15 protein-coding genes are annotated in these 17,106 nt (G+C 62.2%); 8 read left to right on the forward strand and 7 right to left on the reverse strand.

Annotation, left to right across the window (positions count from 1 at the left end):
- From ABAC460_RS46965 to ABAC460_RS46990, 6 genes are all read left to right on the forward strand, one after another.
- The coding region (locus tag ABAC460_RS46965) for a TRSP domain-containing protein (protein ID WP_023455855.1) at positions 1-464 on the forward strand (464 nt) is incomplete at its 5' end.
- On the forward strand, positions 461-1,210 hold the full coding sequence (locus ABAC460_RS46970; protein ID WP_023455856.1) for a hypothetical protein: 750 nt from the start codon (positions 461-463) through the stop codon (positions 1,208-1,210). The genes ABAC460_RS46965 and ABAC460_RS46970, both read left to right, overlap by 4 nt.
- Positions 1,194-2,303, forward strand: a complete 1,110-nt coding sequence (locus tag ABAC460_RS46975; RefSeq protein ID WP_031237573.1) for a cysteine protease StiP family protein — start codon at positions 1,194-1,196, stop codon at positions 2,301-2,303. Before ABAC460_RS46970 ends, ABAC460_RS46975 begins: the two co-directional genes overlap by 17 nt.
- The gene (locus ABAC460_RS46980; protein ID WP_023455858.1) at positions 2,300-3,202 is read left to right on the forward strand and encodes an HpcH/HpaI aldolase/citrate lyase family protein; all 903 of its coding nucleotides are present in this window, start codon (positions 2,300-2,302) and stop codon (positions 3,200-3,202) included. Before ABAC460_RS46975 ends, ABAC460_RS46980 begins: the two co-directional genes overlap by 4 nt.
- Before the next feature lie 139 nt (positions 3,203-3,341).
- On the forward strand, positions 3,342-4,508 hold the full coding sequence (locus tag ABAC460_RS46985) for a toxic anion resistance protein (protein ID WP_023455859.1): 1,167 nt from the start codon (positions 3,342-3,344) through the stop codon (positions 4,506-4,508).
- 52 nt (positions 4,509-4,560) lie between these two features.
- Positions 4,561-5,028 carry a hypothetical protein gene (locus tag ABAC460_RS46990; RefSeq protein WP_023455860.1) on the forward strand — a complete coding sequence of 156 codons (468 nt, stop codon included), beginning with the start codon at positions 4,561-4,563 and terminating at the stop codon, positions 5,026-5,028.
- A 63-nt stretch (positions 5,029-5,091) separates the two neighbouring features.
- On the opposite strand, the gene ABAC460_RS46995 is transcribed toward ABAC460_RS46990, so the two are convergent.
- The 5 genes from ABAC460_RS46995 to ABAC460_RS47015 form a co-directional block, all read right to left on the reverse strand.
- Positions 5,092-5,808 (reverse strand): DUF3307 domain-containing protein, encoded by a 717-nt coding sequence (locus ABAC460_RS46995; RefSeq protein WP_023455861.1) that lies wholly within the window; start codon positions 5,806-5,808, stop codon positions 5,092-5,094.
- A 71-nt stretch (positions 5,809-5,879) separates the two neighbouring features.
- Positions 5,880-6,551: a hypothetical protein gene (locus tag ABAC460_RS47000; RefSeq protein WP_023455862.1), complete on the reverse strand. Its 672-nt coding sequence runs from the start codon at positions 6,549-6,551 to the stop codon at positions 5,880-5,882.
- An 80-nt stretch (positions 6,552-6,631) separates the two neighbouring features.
- Positions 6,632-8,293, reverse strand: a complete 1,662-nt coding sequence (locus ABAC460_RS47005) for a cation acetate symporter (protein WP_023455863.1) — start codon at positions 8,291-8,293, stop codon at positions 6,632-6,634.
- Positions 8,290-8,607, reverse strand: coding sequence for a DUF485 domain-containing protein (locus ABAC460_RS47010; RefSeq protein ID WP_023455864.1), 318 nt, complete (start codon positions 8,605-8,607; stop codon positions 8,290-8,292). The genes ABAC460_RS47005 and ABAC460_RS47010 overlap by 4 nt, the downstream gene beginning before the upstream one ends.
- An 88-nt stretch (positions 8,608-8,695) precedes the next feature.
- The gene (locus ABAC460_RS47015) at positions 8,696-10,642 is read right to left on the reverse strand and encodes a sialate O-acetylesterase (protein WP_023455865.1); all 1,947 of its coding nucleotides are present in this window, start codon (positions 10,640-10,642) and stop codon (positions 8,696-8,698) included.
- Positions 10,643-10,825: 183 nt separating this feature from the next.
- Between ABAC460_RS47015 and ABAC460_RS47020 the strand changes: the two genes are divergently transcribed.
- Positions 10,826-12,703, forward strand: a complete 1,878-nt coding sequence (locus ABAC460_RS47020; RefSeq protein WP_023455866.1) for a calcium-binding protein — start codon at positions 10,826-10,828, stop codon at positions 12,701-12,703.
- A 150-nt stretch (positions 12,704-12,853) separates the two neighbouring features.
- Here the strand turns inward: ABAC460_RS47020 and ABAC460_RS47025 are convergent, their stop codons facing one another.
- Both ABAC460_RS47025 and ABAC460_RS47030 read right to left on the reverse strand, forming a co-directional pair.
- Positions 12,854-14,233, reverse strand: coding sequence for a nicotinate phosphoribosyltransferase (locus tag ABAC460_RS47025; protein ID WP_023455867.1), 1,380 nt, complete (start codon positions 14,231-14,233; stop codon positions 12,854-12,856).
- Between the two features lie 56 nt (positions 14,234-14,289).
- Positions 14,290-15,327 carry a bifunctional nicotinamide-nucleotide adenylyltransferase/Nudix hydroxylase gene (locus ABAC460_RS47030; RefSeq protein WP_023455868.1) on the reverse strand — a complete coding sequence of 346 codons (1,038 nt, stop codon included), beginning with the start codon at positions 15,325-15,327 and terminating at the stop codon, positions 14,290-14,292.
- Between the two features lie 147 nt (positions 15,328-15,474).
- On the opposite strand from ABAC460_RS47030, the gene ABAC460_RS47035 reads away from it, so the two are divergent.
- Complete coding sequence (locus ABAC460_RS47035; RefSeq protein ID WP_162150357.1) at positions 15,475-17,013, forward strand: ATP-binding protein; 1,539 nt, start codon at positions 15,475-15,477, stop codon at positions 17,011-17,013.
- Positions 17,014-17,106: the final 93 nt, after the last annotated feature.

Raw genomic sequence — 17,106 nt, forward strand, 5'->3', positions numbered from 1 at the left:
CACCGGTCCTGGCGGCGGCCTCCAACCAGGCCGGCGCGGCACCGGCCGGCGGCATGCGCAGCCGCACCGGTTTGCGCGATTCGGAACGGGCGGTGCGGCCGGCGGTCACCGTTGTGCCTGGCGAGCGTATTCTGGTGCTGGGGGACGGCGAGCATTCCTACGAAGCGCTGTTGGCGGCCGAAGACGCCGAGGCTCAGGGTGCCATCGCGGCGGTGCAGTGCATTACCCGCAGTCCGGCGATTTTGGGGGCCGCCATGCAGAGCGTATCGCGCTTTTCGGATGCCTATGGAAGCGGTGCACCCTGCTTCCTATATAATCTTCTGGGGCATCGCCCGGACAGACTGTGGATCATGACCGAGGTGGTGAAAGACCAGCAAAACGAGGCGCGCGCGGCCCTGTCCCTATTGGGGCGGGACATTCCCGTTGAAGTGTTTGGCTGCAGCTATGGTCGTGGTGGCACATGACCGCAGCGCCCATCATCCTGGCCGACCTCGACGATACCTTGTTCCAGACCGCCCGAAAGTGCCCGGACGGATCGGCCGAGGGTTTGCGGCTGATGAGCAGGCTGGCCGACGGTAGTCCCAGCGGCTATGCCACGCGACGTCAGGAACATATGCTGAGCTGGCTGCGCATCGGGCAGGTGATCCCCGTAACGGCGCGCAGCCGCGATGTGCTGGCCCGGGTCGATATCGAGCAGGCGCCGGCGATCTGCGGCAATGGCGGCTGTATCATCGACGCCGACGGCGGGATCGACGCCGCCTGGCATGACCGCTTACTGGCCGATGCGCGCAAGGCCGAGGCCGTCGAAGAGGTCTATGCCGCCCTGACGGACGGGCTCGATCGCTCCGCCTTCCGGCATTGGCTGGCGGCGGAGAATGGACAGACGCAGTATTTCTACATCAAGAGCGAGCGCGACCACGGCGAGAGTCTGGTCGATGTTGAGCGCGACCTGGCTGGCCGTTTGCCGGCCGGGTGGCGGGTGCACCGCAACGGCAACAATCTGGCCTATCTGCCCGGCTGGCTAAGCAAACGCCATGCCGTGAAATACCTGATTGACCGGTTGCGCGAGGCCCATCCCGATACGCCGGTCATCGGCATGGGCGACAGCCAGTCCGATGTCGGCTTCATGGACCTTTGCGACTTCGCCATGACGCCGACCCAATCCCAACTGTGGAAGAGCCAGGTTCGTGACAATGTCTGGATTGACTGAACCCGTTCTGGCGCGGCCGGCGCACTTCTGCGGCACCTTTGCGCCGGTTGATGTGGTTATGCTGCTGAAGCCGGCGCATATCGCGCACGTTGCGATCGAAGAGAAAGAGCGCCTGATCCAATCGGGCGCAAAACACTATTCCGAAATGCTGTCGGCCGAAAAGGTGCCGGATGCGCGCTACCTGCAGCTTTATCACGAAGCCCTGGCGCGCAATGCCGGCCGGTTGAAACGCGATATCGAAACCCTGGCCGGCAAGATCGCCGCGCGGCCGCAGACGGCGACGCAATGCGTGATCATCTCGCTGGCGCGCGCCGGGACGCCGATCGGCGTCCTGCTGAAACGGTGCCTCGAGCGGTCGGGCGTCACGACCTTTCACTATACCGTCAGCATCATTCGCGGCCGGGGTATCGACCTCAACGCCCTGCGCCATATCGCGCAACGCCACGGCACGGCGACCTCGGTCTTCCTGGACGGCTGGACGGGGAAGGGGGCCATCTCCGGCGAACTGCAGACGTCGCTGGCCCGGGCAGACATCGGATTTGCGCCCTTCCTGGCGGTCGTTGCCGATCCCGCCGGTTGTGCTAGCCTGGCGGCAACGGTCGACGACTATGTCATCCCCAGCGGCCTGCTCAACGGCATCGTATCGGGCCTGATCAGCCGCACCGTCCTGACCGAGGACCTGGTCGGGCCGTCGGATTTTCATGCCTGCCTGTTCCAGGCCGACCATGGGCCGCACGATCTGACCCGGCATTTCCTGGATTCGGTGTGGACAGCGGCGGCAGACGGTGCGTCGTCGCCGTGGTCGCTGACGGAGGCCGGGCGCGCCCGAACCGCCAGCCAGGCAATTCTGCGCGAGCTTATGGACAAGTATGCGGTCGGCGACGTAAACCGCATCAAACCGGGCATAGCCGAGGCGACACGCGCCCTCCTGCGCCGGGTGCCGGACAGGGTTTTTATCCGTGACGCCGCGGATCCGGAGACGCTTCACATGCAGCACCTGGCGGCGACGTCCGCGGTGCCGGTGGTGGAGCGGGATCTGGGCGGCTACCGGGCCGTGACGATTATCAAGCGTTTGAAGGGTGAGCAGGAATGAGGGCTATCGAGCTGGGGGCGACCTTATATACACCGGTGCTCAATCCGGCGGCACTCGAGAATGCCTACGGCGCCTGTCCCGACCTGCGCTCCATGGTCATTTGTCTCGAAGACGCCATCCGCGAAGACGAAACCACCCGCGCCGAGCAGGCGTTGAAGATCGTGTTGCAGCGCTTCACCGGCCTGACGCCGGCGGTTCATGTCTTCGTGCGTCCGCGCACGCCGCAGATGCTGGGGCGGATCCTGGCCATGCCCGGGGTCGAGCGGCTGGCAGGGTTCGTCCTGCCCAAGGTGAGCACGGAAACGGCCCATAGCTGGCTGAACGTTCCGGGCCTGGGGGGGCACCGCCTGATGCCCAGCATCGAAGGCGAGGAGGCGTTCGATATCGCGGCGCTGGCCCGGCTGCGCGATCTGCTGTTGCCGTGGCGCGACCAGGTGCTGGCCGTACGGATCGGCGGCAATGATATACTGGGCCTGATCGGGGTTCGCCGGTCACGCTACCGCACCGCCTATGACGGCCTGCTGGGCGTTGCTATCCGCAATATCGCCGCGACCTTTTCCAGCCAGGGCTTCAGCGTCTCGGCGCCGGTGTTCGAGCATTATGGCGACCATGCCCTGCTGACCGAGGAGGTCGAGCAGGACATCGAACACGGCCTGCTGACCAAGACGGCGGTCCATCCCAGCCAGATCCCGGTGATCCAGCGCCTGTACAAGCCGACGCCGGCGGAGATCATGGAGGCGCGCGCCATCCTGGACGCGGCCTCTCCGGCGGTGTTCGGGGCGAATGGCAGCATGTGCGAGCCGGCAACGCACAGCCGCTGGGCGGAAAATATCGCCCAGCGCGCGCAAATCTATGGTATTACCGAGGGACTGCTAACGGCGGACAGCCGCGTCGCGTAAGTCGACGCCGACGGGAGGGGGGCCTTCATGACGATATTTAAATACTCGCCTGCCGGCCGCGACTGCATTATCAGTGGTGCGTGTCGCAGAGTCGCGCGCGACCGCCTGTCGATATCGACGTTCCGGAGGAAACACGACCATGAGTGATCTCGTTCTCGAAGCGCCGGCACCTGTCGCCGTTGTCCCCGTGGAAAAGGCCGCGGGCCTGGTGCCGATCGAGACCGCGGTGAAGACCGAACTGGAGAGCAAGGTCGACACCTTCGTGGCCGACCTGATCAGCGTCGACGCCAACAGCCCGGATTTCGGCACCAAGATCAACCAGCTCAACAGCCTGGGCCAGCGCGAGATCTCCGCCCTGTCGTCGCAAAGCAACCGCTTCCTGGATCGGCCGACCCGGCAGATGGACGGCGAGGGCAGTGTCGGCAATTCGCTGATCGACCTGCGTCACACCATCGAGGACCTGGATCCGTCGCGCGGTGGGGCGCTGCTGCAGCCGCGCAAACTGTTCGGTTTCATTCCGTTCGGCAACAAGCTGAAGGCCTATTTCGACAAGTACCAGTCGGCCCAGAGCCATATCAATGCCATCCTGGTAACCTTGGCGCGCGGCAAGGACGAACTGTTGCAGGATAATGTCGCCATCGATGGCGAGCGCCGCAAGATGTGGGAGATGATGGGCAAGCTGGAGCAGGTCATCCACATCTCCAAGACGCTGGACGGCAAGCTGGAGGACAAGGCGGCGGAACTGGACGCCTCCGACCCGACCAAGGCGCGGGCCATCCGTGAATCCGCCCTGTTCTATGTCCGCCAACGTACCACCGACCTGCTGACCCAGATGGCGGTGACGGTGCAGGGCTATCTGGCTCTGGACCTGATAAAGAAGAACAATATCGAACTGATCAAGGGCGTCGACCGGGCGTCGACGACCACTATCGCGGCGCTGCGCACGGCGGTGACGGTGGCCCAGGCCCTGGCCAGCCAGAAGCTGGTCCTGGACCAGATCACGGCGTTGAATACCACCACCTCGAACATGATCGCCAGCACCAGCGAACTGTTGAAGTCGAATACGGCGCGCATCCATGAGCAGGCGACCTCGGCGACCATCCATGTCGAAACCCTGCAGCGCGCCTTCGCCAACATCTATGCGACCATGGATGCGGTCGACGAATTCAAGATCAAGGCGCTGGCCAATATGAAGACGACGGTTGACACGCTGTCGCATGAGACCGAGAAGGCCAAGGGCTATATCGCGCGTGCTCAGGGCAATATGGCGGATAATTCCGGAAATTCGCCCTTGGCCCTGAACTAAGCCTTTCGTCCGTGGTTCATTTTTTACGACTCACGGGTTATTCTTGTCGGGTATGAATATCGTGGAGTTCTTTCGGAGGCTGTTTTCCAAGCCCTCGCCAGCGCCGGCGCCCTTGCCGCCGGCGACCTCTCCCGTGCGGGTCGAATATAACGATACCCGTATCCCGCCCAGCGCCCAGACACGAATCCGCAAGATACTCGTGACGCTGGATGAGGTTCAGGATGCTGCCTCGCGTGAGGCGACGTCCGGAATTAACCGGTTCGATCTGGAGCAGATGCGCGATCTGCACCTGCCCAAGCTGGTGAAGAGCTATATCGATATTCCGCCGGCGCACCGCGCCGAGATCTTCCGCAAGACCGGCAAGTCGGCCAGCTTCATCCTGGATGAAAGCCTGGACAAGATGCAGGACAAGCTGGACGACATGATGCGCAGCCTGGCCCAGCATGACCTGGATGCCTTTACGCACAACACGCAGTTCATCGGCCAGCGCTATGCCGACAAGGACAATCCGTTTTTGTAGGGCTTCTCATTGGCCAGCATGATTCTCCGAGGGCTAAGGGGCTCGCGGCTGAGATAAGGGTTATCACCAGTATTTCATTAAGGATTGGGTGATCACGGAAATCAACAAGCTCCAACCAAAACTCATGAATGTGCCAATGATTATGTATTCGGTGGATTTCCTTTGGGCAGCATTCTTAACATCTCCAAAACGTAAAATCGATTTGGCGGTTATGAGGAAACCGACACCTGTTGGCTGATTGATCAAAATGAAGAGCATCACAAGGCCACGCTCCAGGAGGCCAATGTAAAATCCTCCCTTTTCGAGGCCTTTTATGTTGCTTCTTATCTGGGTGGTAAACTGCGCGGTAAGTTTTCGGATAAGAAAGGCACCAAACAGGAGGTTTGCGACTATTCCGGATAGGAGGGTCAGACCGGTCAGGTAGAGTTTCAAACCGGCCTCTGAAAGCCATTGAGGCCACCACCATTGTTCAAAGGTGTCCGGATAAATCCATGAAAGGATCGCAAGAATCGCGATGTGAAATATCTGGTCTCCAAGAAAGCTCGATATATTGTCTTTCAAGACGTACGTTTTCAAAGCATCCATCGAGAAATGCGATACGGCCAACGCAGCGAGAAGCGGCAGCGGAGCGCCCCCCATGATTACGACTGCAACGGCAACGGTTATGAGAATGTGAAGACACAGAATCGCGGGCCGTCTCTTATTTGCGACCATCCATTCCGTTTGCAACACAAAGTCCGACAGCATGTGAGCTGCAAAAAGCGCAAGAAATGTGGCCACGTGGATGTGTCCTCTCGGCAGTCAAATCGCGCTGTCTAGGTATAGACAGTCGGTGTGGGCTGTTCTGTTTTTTAGGCGTCCGCGTCCCAGTCGGTGTTTTCGAAAACTTTAATCACACTGACAAGGGAACGCCAATTGGAAGCTTGCAAGGACTTTGTCACAGTTTGCTTTGCTACCGGCGGCGTCAATAGCCTGGCGATTTCTTCGTGCTCGGGTGCTTTCATGATCAGCGCCTGACTTACGATTTCCGATTGGCGTCTTGTCCATGAGCGCATCATGACGCCGCAAAGTTGAAGTGTCAAAGGTACCCAATCTGCGATGGCCCCCGCGGTGTTCGGTAAGGCGCCGGTCAACTGGATATAACTGCCCATATCGTCCAGTGCGCGACCCGAAAGCGTAAACGCCTCACCTGTGGACATCGAAATTCTGGCTTGCTCGACATTTTCGATGCTGCCGATTCCGATTGAAATACGGGTGTCAATTCTTTCGTTGGCGCGCAATCTCGAACGTATCAGAAGGGACAAGCGTAAGGCGTGGCTGGGAGCCGTTAACAGCAACTGCCAGGAATCACCTCGAAAAAAATCCGGTTCACCCACCACACTATTCGGCCATGCAGTCTGAAAATCGTTGACTGTCTGAACAAGATTTGCGCGGACGGCGGCAAGTTTGTCTGACGCGAGAACGGAGGATTTGATGATATCACCCGTAAGCACGGCGCGGCGCTTTTCACTCAATGTTTCCATTGATTCTTTCCAGACAGCCAAATTTATGTGTCTGTTGTAAAATAACCAAATTTGGCTGTCAATTGAAGAGGTTTACCTCCTTAGTGGTCCACCGCGTCCGAGGCGCCGAGACCGGTCTGGGAGCGAACGAACTGGGCGAAGAACTTGTCGCGTTCGGCCTTGGCCTTGGCGGAGTTGTCGGTCACCGAGAAGGCCCAGATACCACCGAACGCCGCGATCATGGCGAACAGGGCCGGGTACTTGTACGGGAAGATGGCTGCCTGATGGTGCAGGACATCGACCCAGACGGTCGGCGACAGGACGGTCAGGGTCAGGGCCGTGATCAGGCCCAAAGCTCCGCCGATAACCGCGCCGCGCGTCGTCAGCCGCGACCAGTACATGCTGAGGATCAGGATGGGGAAGTTGGTTGCCGCCGCCACCGAGAAGGCCAGGCCGACCATGAAGGCGATGTTCTGCTTTTCGAAGACCACACCCAGCACGATGGCCAGGACACCCAGCAGGACCACCGCCACCTTGGACACGATCATCTGGGCCTTTTCGTTGGCCTGGCCGCCGCGCAGGACGTGGGTGTAGAGGTCCAGCGCCACTGACGACGCGCCGGCCAGGGCCAGACCGGCTACCACCGCCAGGATGGTGGCGAAGGCGACAGCCGAGATAAAGCCCAGGAACAGGTCGCCGCCGACAGCCTTGGCCAGGTGGATGGCCGCCATGTTTGCGCCGCCCAACAGGCCGCCGGCTGCATCTTTGAACGCCGGATTGGTGCCGACCAGCAGGATGGCGCCGAAGCCGATGACAAAGGTCAGGATGTAGAAATAACCGATAAAGCCGGTGGCGTAGAAGACCGACTTGCGGGCTTCCTTGGCGTCCTGGACGGTGAAGAACCTCATCAGGATATGGGGCAGGCCGGCCGTGCCGAACATCAGTGCCAGGCCCAACGAAATGGCGGAGATCGGGTCGGTGATCAGCACGCCGGGGGCCATGATGGCGTCCCCCTTGGCGTGGACAGACACGGCCTGGGCGAACAACTGGCCGAAATCGAAATTGACCGAGCGCATGACCATGACCGCCATGAACGTGGCGCCCGACAGTAGCAGGACGGCCTTGATGATCTGGACCCAGGTGGTGGCCAGCATGCCGCCGAACAGCACGTACAGCACCATCAGGCAACCGACCAGGACGACAGCGACCATATAGTCGAGGCCGAACAGGAGCTGGATAAGTTTACCCGCGCCGACCATCTGGGCGATCAGGTAGAAGGCGACCACGGTCAGGGACGACAGGGCCGACAGGAAGCGGATGGGGCGTTGGCCCAGGCGGTAGGAGGCGACGTCGGAGAAGGTGAACTTGCCCAGGTTGCGCAGACGCTCGGCCATCAAAAACAGGATGATCGGCCAGCCGACCAGGAAGCCGATCGAATAGATCAGGCCGTCGAAACCCGAGGTGAAGACCTGGGCCGAGATCCCCAGGAAGGAGGCGGCCGACATGTAGTCGCCGGCAATGGCCAGGCCGTTCTGGAAGCCGGTGATCTTCCCGCCGGCGGTGTAGTAGTCCTTCGTCGAGGCCGATCGCTTGGACGCCCACCGGGTGATGAGCAGGGTCAACACGATGAAGGCCAGGAACATGCCGATGGCAATGACGTTGATACCCTGTTTGTGGACGTCGCCGGTGAGGGCGTCGGCCAGGGCGGCGGCCGGCAGGACGGCCAGCAGCAAGGCGATCAGGTAGGGACGAAAACGGGTCACTGGCCGTGCTCCTTCAGGAGTTCGCGGTTGAGGCGATCGAATTCGCCGTTGGCGCGGACGACATAGATGCCCGTCAGCAGGAAGGAGAGGAAGATCAGGCCGATGCCCGCCGGGATGCCCCAGGTGATGACCGTATCCGGGCTGACCGGTATGCCCAGCAGCTTGGGATCGAAGGCGATCAGGGTGATGAAGCCGTAATAGGCCAGCAGCATGATGAAGGCCAGCGTCCAGGCGAAACGGCCGCGCTTTTTGACCAGGGTCTGGAACCTCGGGTCGTCATATATGCGGCGGTAAACCTCGTCTTCGGTACTCACTTTGTGTCTCTCCCCACTTATTATTTTTTAGGCACAGGGGTGCCGTGGCGGAAACTGGCGTCAGTTTCCGCTGGAAAGCAATCAAAATCTATTGAACGGTGAGTTCGAACGGCGCGGCGGGCAGGTCGTCGGCGCTGAACAGGTTGACGAACGGCGAATCCGCCCAGGCATAGCGCACCTTGGTGACGCCGGCGCCGGCGCCTTTCAGCACCACCGTATCGCCCGACGGCGAACCCGCAACATAGTGGCAGGTGCCGCCAGCACAGGCTTCGAAACCGATGGCCAGGTCTGAGCTATAAGTACGCAGGCCGCCATTGGTGCTCTTGAAGGCGACGACGATGTCGTTGCCGGACCGCGTGGCCGAGATGGCTTCCGGACCGCCCGGGGTGATCGAGGTATCACCATAGGCCACGACCCGCGCGGCGCGTGCCAGGCGTTCACCGACGATCGTCTTCTGCGTCGGGTGAATGTCCGAACGGTCGCCGAAGTCGATGGTGATGGCGGTGAAGGCGTGGGGATCCTTGGCGATGCTGAGGCGTTGGGCCTCGCGCAGTTCCGCCCAGCCGGACTCGACGGGTTGGCTGGCAGTCGAACCGAAGGCGGTCAACTGGGTCACCAGGAAGGGCATGTCGGGCTGGCCGAAGGTCTCGCGCCAGTCCTTTATCAGCAAGGGTTGCAGGGTGCGGTATTGTTCACCGCGCCCGACATTGGCCTCGCCCTGGTACCAGGCCGCCAGCTTGAGGTGGTAGCCCTTCAACGGCGCGATCATGCCGTTATAGAGGGTGGTCAGGCTGGTCGGGACGTTCCACGGCGCCGGCGGGACGGACAGGCCTTTGGAAGCCATGCCAAGCTTGTATTTCCAGTCGGCCTTGAGCTGGATGTACTGGCCGTCGCTGGTCTTCACCGCGCGGTTCTCCGGCCGGCCGGTCAGGCCGCCCTCCCAGCCGCCGCTGAGGACGCGCAGGACGACGATATTGGTGCCCGCCTTGAACACGCCCTTGGGGACATTGTACTCGCGCCACATCCACGACATGCTGGCGCCGCCGACGCGGGTGCCATTGACCCAGGCGGTGTCGTAGGTGTCGATCGGCCCGAGCACCAGCTGGTTGGCCGTGGCGGCCTGGGCCTGGGTCAGCTCGACCGTGGTGCGGAACCAGCTGACGCCGTCGTGGGATTTGAATTCGTCGATGCCCGCGGCCTTCCACGAACCGACCGGCGTCAGGGACGGCCATTTGGCGTCGTCGTACTTGGGCGAGATATAGGCGCGTTCGGCCTTGGCGTTCTTGTCGTGGGCGTCCCACCACGCCTCTTGGCGCTGTTCCTCATCGGCCATGGCCTTGGCGGGATTGGTCCCCAGTTGGTCGACCGCGGCGACGCCTTCCGCGAAGGCCGGGACGGTTTTCAGCGACGACGGCCCGACCCAGCTTTCGATGGTGGTGCCGCCCCAGCTCGAATTGATGAAGCCAACCGGGACCTGGTATCGGGCCTGGAGTGACCGGGCCATGTAATAGCAGACGGCCGAGGCGTCGCCGGTGACGTCGGGGCCGGACACCTTCCATTCGGTTGGATGGGTCAGGTCGTCCAGCGGCAGGGGTTGGCTGTCCTTCTGGATGTTGGCAAAGCGAATATTGTTGTTGCCGGCGCCCATCAGGGCTCCCCAGGCATTGGTCGAGTTACGGACCGAGAACTCCATGTTGGATTGGCCGCTGCACAGATAGACGTCGCCAACCAGGATGTCGTTGCGGGTGGCGGTTTCACCTCCTGCCGCGGCCGTCAGCACAAAGGGGCCACCGGCGGTCATGGCGGGCAGGGTGGCGCGCCATTTGCCGGCGGCGTCGGCCGTGGCGGTGGCCGACTGGCCGTTCAGCGAGACGGTGACGGCCTGGGAGGGCGTGGCGGTGCCCCAGACGGTGACCGGCTGGTCGCGCTGGATGACGGCGTGGTCGGTGAATATTTTGGCGAACTGCGGCGCCGCGAGGGCCGGCGTGGCAAGGACCGTGGCGGCGAGCGCGGCGGACAGGCTGAGACGGAGCATGGTGTTCCCTGTGACTTATCTTTGTTGGCGAAGTTTTCGGCCGTTTCGCTCAATAAGGCAACTCAAAAGATTTATTCTAAGGCCGAGTCGGTTCCGGTTCGCGGTTACCGTTGGTATTGCCAGCAGATTGATCCACTGTCACAATGGGTTAAGATTTTATAAACAATTGCGATGGGGATGATTATGGCGGGTATCAATACGATAAAGCGCGACACGGTGTTAAATGCTGTTCTGGGGAACCCTGTCCTTGAGGCATCGGCCTCGCCGATCGCCGCGGTCTATGCGGGGACGCCGGGCAATGACACCTACGTGGGGACGAGCGGCGCCGACACGGCAGACGGTGCGGCTGGCAATGACACCCTGAACGGGAATGCGGGAAACGACAGTCTGTTCGGTGGCGCCGGCCGTGATAGTCTGGTTGGCGGCGATGGTAACGATGTTCTGAACGGGGGAGCGGATACCGACCGGGACACACTCATCGGCGGGCTGGGCGACGATACCTATTACGGTGGTTATCGCGATTCTTTCGTGGAAACCGCCGGGGGCGGACGTGACCTGCTTTACTTTGCCGGAGGTGTCGATCTTTTCGGCAGCTACATCGAAGACGTGGTCCAGACCGGTACATTAAACAGCTATATTCGGGGCAACGGCCTGGGTAACCGGCTGACTGGCGGGATCGCCGACGACTCCTTGTACGGTCAGGAAGGCAGCGACACGTTGACTGGCAATGCCGGTCAGGACGCGTTAAGCGGTGGTATCGGCAATGATATCCTTTCCGGCGGAGATGGTAACGATGTCCTTCGGGGTTATGAAGACAACGACGGTCTGAGCGGGGATGCGGGAGACGATCTTCTGGTGGGCTATACCGGAGATGACACGATTGTTGGGGGCGTTGGCAACGACCGGTTGGTCGGTGACGCCGGGAATGACACCCTGATTGGGGGGGCTGACAACGACTCTTTGGAAGGTGGCGCTGGCACCAACAAACTGGAGGGCGGGACGGGAAACGACACGTTCATCACCAACGGTACAGACCTTTTGCTGGGAGAGGCCGGCAACGATCGGCTGGAGAATCCTTGGGGGCAAAATTCGACCCTGGTCGGCGGCGCCGGTAACGACACCTACGTCATTGTTAACATTTCAACGGCAACCCTGATCGAGGCGAGCGGCGAGGGGATCGATGAGGTAATCTCCAGCGTCGGCGGAACGCTGGCCGCCAATTTCGAGAACCTTCGGTTTGGGCTGGGCGATGGAACAGGCAACGGCCACAAGAATATGATCACCGGCGGTGCCGGCGCTAACCGACTGGACGGCGCTGCCGGAGCCGATACGCTGATAGGGATGGATGGCAACGACACCTACGTGGTCGATGGCGGGGATGTTGTCATCGAAGCCGCCAACGGTGGAACGGACCTGCTTCTGGCCGGGTTCAACTACGGGCTGTCGGATTTTGTCGAGGATCTCGTTCTGACCGGAACGGGTAATCTCGAAGCGACGGGCAATGGTTCCAGCAACAGATTGACCGGTAATGATGGTAATAACCTGCTCAATGGCGACGGCGGCAACGATACTTTGGTCGGCGGTTTGGGGGATGACACCTACTATGTGCAATCGGCCGGAGACGTGGTCATCGAGACAGCGGGGCAGGGCAAGGACCTTGTGGTTTCCTGGGTGAGCTATGCGCTGGGCGGAACCCTGGTGGAGAACCTGACCTTGATGGGGCCGGCCGGGTGGAGCGCGACGGGCAACAGCCTGGGCAACACCCTGACCGGCAATGATGGCAACAATGTCCTGAACGGTCTTGGCGCGCGTGACGTGCTGATCGGCGGGCTGGGGGCGGACACCTTCCTGTTCACCGCGAACAGCGGGCGCGACCGGATCGATGATTTCAGCGCGGCACAAAATGACCGCGTCAACCTCAACGCCTACACAGGCGGCGTTGCCAATGCAGGGATGGTTGTCCAGGCAGGGGCGGACGTGGTCATCACACTGACGGCGACCGATGTCATTACGGTGCTCAACGCAACCCGGGCCGACGTGCTTAGCCACATCGTCTGGTAGCGGTGGGGGCAGCGCCAGCCGTTGTCGCGGAGGCGCTCAGAGACAGGGCGCCGGCTGACAACAGAAGGGTGCGGCGATCGATGGTATTGCGATTGGTCATGATATCCCCCTGAGCTACGAGTTTAACATCGACGCAGGGGGATGTCACGATCAGGCGGAAGCGGCGCGGGCGCGGATGGCGCTCAGGGGCTCGTCGCGCAGCAGTTCGCCGTTGCGCCATACCGGCTGCAGCAGGTTGTCGCCGCCGTTGACCGGCTGCCAGTCGCTGTCGCGGACGGCGGTGGTCTTCAGGTCCGTAGTCAGGCCCAGCAGACCGCGTTTCGAGCGCTTGCCGGTATCGGTGACGGGGTCCTTGTAGACGTCGCGCCAGACGCCGTTCACCCTGGCGGCCGATGCCTTGTAGGCGAACTGCAGGGTGTCGCGGTCGCACTTCTGCAGCAGGGCGCCGCCCATGCCGAAGGCCAGGTTCGAGGCGCTGAAGCCTTCGGCCGTGATGCGGTCGAGGATGGCGGCGATGCTGACCGGATTGACGCCGTCGCCCTGGATGACGCGGACGTTTTTCAGGACGCGGAATCCCTTGGTGTTGGTGTCCGTGCCGAAGCGATTGGCCAGCAGGTGCAGGGTTTTCGACACGACCTCGACCGGATCGCCGCTGTCGGGACGGACGACCAGGGTGGCGCCGCTGTCGATGACCTTCTGGCGCAGGGCTTCGCCCCAGATGTGGTCGACGGCGTGGTACAGGTCGTAGGAATCCGAAACCACGGCATACAGGCCCTCGGGCTTGCCGAACTGCTGGACCATGTTGGCGTAGGCGGCCTGTTCGTTTGGGCGTTCCCAACTGGTGATCGTCGAGTGCTCCGCTGCCGGGATCGAGAAGCCGGCCATGGGTTCGTGGTAGAATTTGCGTGCGGCGACAATGGCGGCCAAGGTGTCGCTGCCCTGGAAATTGACCAGGTGGGCCAGGCCGCCCAGGGCCGCCGATTGGTGCGAGGAGACGCCGCGGGCGCCGAAGTCGTGTAGTTTGAACGGCAGTTCGCCGTCGGGATCGTCGGCGGTTTTGACCAGGGCGTCGCGGATGATGCGGCGGACGCCGTGGCTGATGGTCGCCACCGTGATCGGGTACCAGACGCGCAGCAGGGCGGTTTCGACATAGCTGGTCAGCCAGAAGAAGTCGAGATCGGTATTGACCACCGTCATCATCGGCACATGGACGGGGGCGATGGTGCCTTCGGGCTGGGCGCGGATCTCGAGCGGCAGGCGGCCGCCGTGGCGGTCCAGCAATAGCTGCCAGCCGGCTTCGTGGAAGGGCAAGCCGTGGGCCGGGAGGAGGTCGCGGGCTTCGTCGATATCAGCAGCCGTGACCGGGTTGGCGAACTCGGCCTTGAGGATGGCCTGAAGGCCGAAGAACAGGGCCTCGGGATAGGGGCCGCCGCGGGCTTCGACGTACGAGAAGACCTGTTGCGTACCCTGCGGATATTGCAGGTAGTGGCTGGCCTTGTAGCTGTCGGTATTGAGGATCGGATTGGTCATGACAGAAGCTCCTTCTGTGGTTGAGCTCGTCGGGGTCTATCCCCTTGAGCAGGAAATCAGGCGGTTCCCAGGAAGTGTTCGAGGATGAAGAAATGGTCCTCGAACAGGTGTTCGCGCAGGCGGCGGGCTTCGGCCAGGGGGACCCAGCGAGCGCGGGCGGCGTCGTCCGAACCGCGCACCGCTGGCAGGTCGCCGCTGGCGAACTCGAAGTAAAAGGCGTGGGTGATGGTGCGGCCGCGCTGCGACCTGTCCGGATCGTCGAAGACCTGACGGCCTTTCAGGCTGCCTTTCAGGACGGGAATGGGCAGCTTGATGCGCGTCTCTTCCTTCAGTTCGCGGATAGCGGCCTGGAGCAGGGATTCTTCGGGGTTGAGGAAGCCGCCGGGCAGGGCCCACAGGCCCTTGCCCGGATGAGCGCCGCGCTTGACCAGCAGGACATGGCCGGAATGGACGATGACCGCGTCGACCGTGACGAAGGTCGGCGGGTAGGGGGCGGCGTCCCAGGCAGCTTTATAGCTGTCGATATGGCGCTGTTCGTCGGCCAGGAGGTTGAAAGTCTTGGATTTTCTGAAAGCCAGCAGGGTTTCATATACCGCCTGGGGGACATTGGCCTGGACCAGGCGAAGGGCGCCTTCGTCGGCCGCGAACAGGTGGCGGCGCAGCTCGGTCGCCGACAGAGTGGTGGCGAAGGGCACGTCGATCCGGTCCCACTGCGGGAAGGCATGTAGGTACCACGAGCTTTCGTCCTTATCGTGGCCGATCAGGCCGATGCGGACATCGGCGGGGCTCTTCCCGGACTGGACGATGGCCGCCGCGACATGTTCCTGGACGTCGGCCTGCCAGGCGCCTTCGTTGTAGAGATGGTCGACCAGGTGGTGGATGATGACCCGGTCGGAGTCGGCACCCAGGGCGGCGCGGATCATGACCTCGCGCTCGGCAGCCGAGAAGGGGTTGCGCGTCGACCGCGCCGACTGCGCGGAACCGACGAGCACGATCAGGCGGTCGCAGGTTTCCAACGCGCGGCGGACAACCGCCATGTGGCCATTATGGAAGGGTTCGAAACGCCCGATGAAGGCGATGAAATCGTAGTGCATAGAGGCTCCCTCAGTGCTGTGTTCGCCCAGTCTGCCCGGACAGATTCAGCGGTGCTCCCATTTGCATCGGCTGTCAACGGGCAACTTCCCATCGGCGCCGGGTTGCGTTAGCATGCCGGTATGTGGCTGTGGGATGTAAGAGCGTGGATGGCGGCGCGTCCGGTGGTGGCTTGTGGCGCCGCGGCGGGGCTGGCTCTTATCAGCCTTGGGATTCGCATGGCTGTTGCGCCCCAATGGCAGGGGGTGCCGTTCCTTACCTTTGTACCGGTTATCCTGCTGAGCGCCTTCTGGGGGCGGTGGCCGGGTGCGGTGTGTGCCGTCCTGGCCGGCGGGCTGGCGTGGCGGTTCCTGTTTCCTACCGAAACCGCCTTCAACTTTCCGTGGACGTCAAGCGGCATGGCGCTGGCAGTCTATGCCCTGTCGGCGGTGTTGATGGTGCTGTTGGTCGATGGGGTGACCCGGGCGTTTGAGACTTCTAAAAAACTGGAAGTGTCGCGTGAGGAGCTTCTGCAGTCGCTGGAGCGGCGGGTCGAAGAGCGGACGGCAGAATTGCGCGCAGAAATTGAAAGCCGCCGCGAGGCCGAGGCCAAGGTGGCGCAGTATGAGCGCATGGAGGCGGTCGGTCAGCTGGTCGGCGGGATATCGCACGACTTCAACAACCTGCTGGGCATCATCATCGGAAATCTCGATCTGGCGCAGAGACGGCTTGCGCGCGGCGAGAATCAGATCAGCCATCACATAGAGGCGGCCTTTGACGGCGCGCGGCGGGGCGCCAGCCTGACGAGGCGTCTGCTGGCTTTCGCGCGCAAGCAACCGCTGCAGCCGGTGGTGGTCGATGTCAACGGGCTGGTTTCGGGCATGGGTGAGTTGCTGCATGCGACGCTGGGCGAGCGGATCGCTGTGGACTTGCGGTTGGAGGCAGGGCTGTGGACGACCAAGATCGATCCGGTGCAGTTCGAGAACGCCCTGTTGAACCTGGCGGTCAATGCGCGCGACGCCATGCCCGACGGCGGGCGGTTGATCATCGCGACCTGGAATGAAGGTGACCATGTGGTGGTGACCGTGACCGATACGGGCATCGGCATGAGCGAGGCGGTCCTGGCGCGGGCGTTCGAGCCGTTTTTTACCACCAAGGGGGTGGGGCAGGGGACCGGACTGGGCCTAAGCCAGATCCACGGCTATCTTAAGCAGTCGGGCGGCCATGCGGATCTGGAGTCAGTGCCAGGCGAGGGAACGACGGTGATTTTGTACCTGCCGCGACATCGGGGCGGGCCGGTTGAAGCGCGTGCCGAGGTCGCCCTGTCCGAGGCCAGGCCGTCGAAGCGCGGCAGCAAGGTGCTGGTCGTTGAGGACGAGGCCGGGGTACGGGCGATCGCGGTCCAGGTCTTGATCGACCTGGGGTTCCGGGTGGCGGAGGCCGATGGCGGGGCGGCAGCGCTAAGACTGCTGGCCGATGATCCGGAGATCGAGGTGCTGTTTACCGATATTATCATGCCCGGCATGTTGGGCAGCGAGTTGGCGAAGGCGGCGAAGGTGATGCGGCCGGAGCTGCGGGTGTTGTATATGACCGGGTATACCTATGACGCAGTGACGCGCGACGGTGTACTGGATCCAGGAGTCGAGTTGTTGTCCAAGCCGTTTACGCCGGATCAGTTGGCAAGGAAGATGGATAGGGTGCTGGCTTAGGGGCAGTCTTTATCTGTTGCGCTTGCAGTAAGATACCCCTCCACCCCTTCGGGGTCCCCCTCCCCAGCCTCGCCGGCAGGCATTCGTAGGGAG

This window comes from Asticcacaulis sp. AC460 (genome assembly GCF_000495795.1).
In the GTDB taxonomy this organism is placed as follows: domain Bacteria; phylum Pseudomonadota; class Alphaproteobacteria; order Caulobacterales; family Caulobacteraceae; genus Asticcacaulis.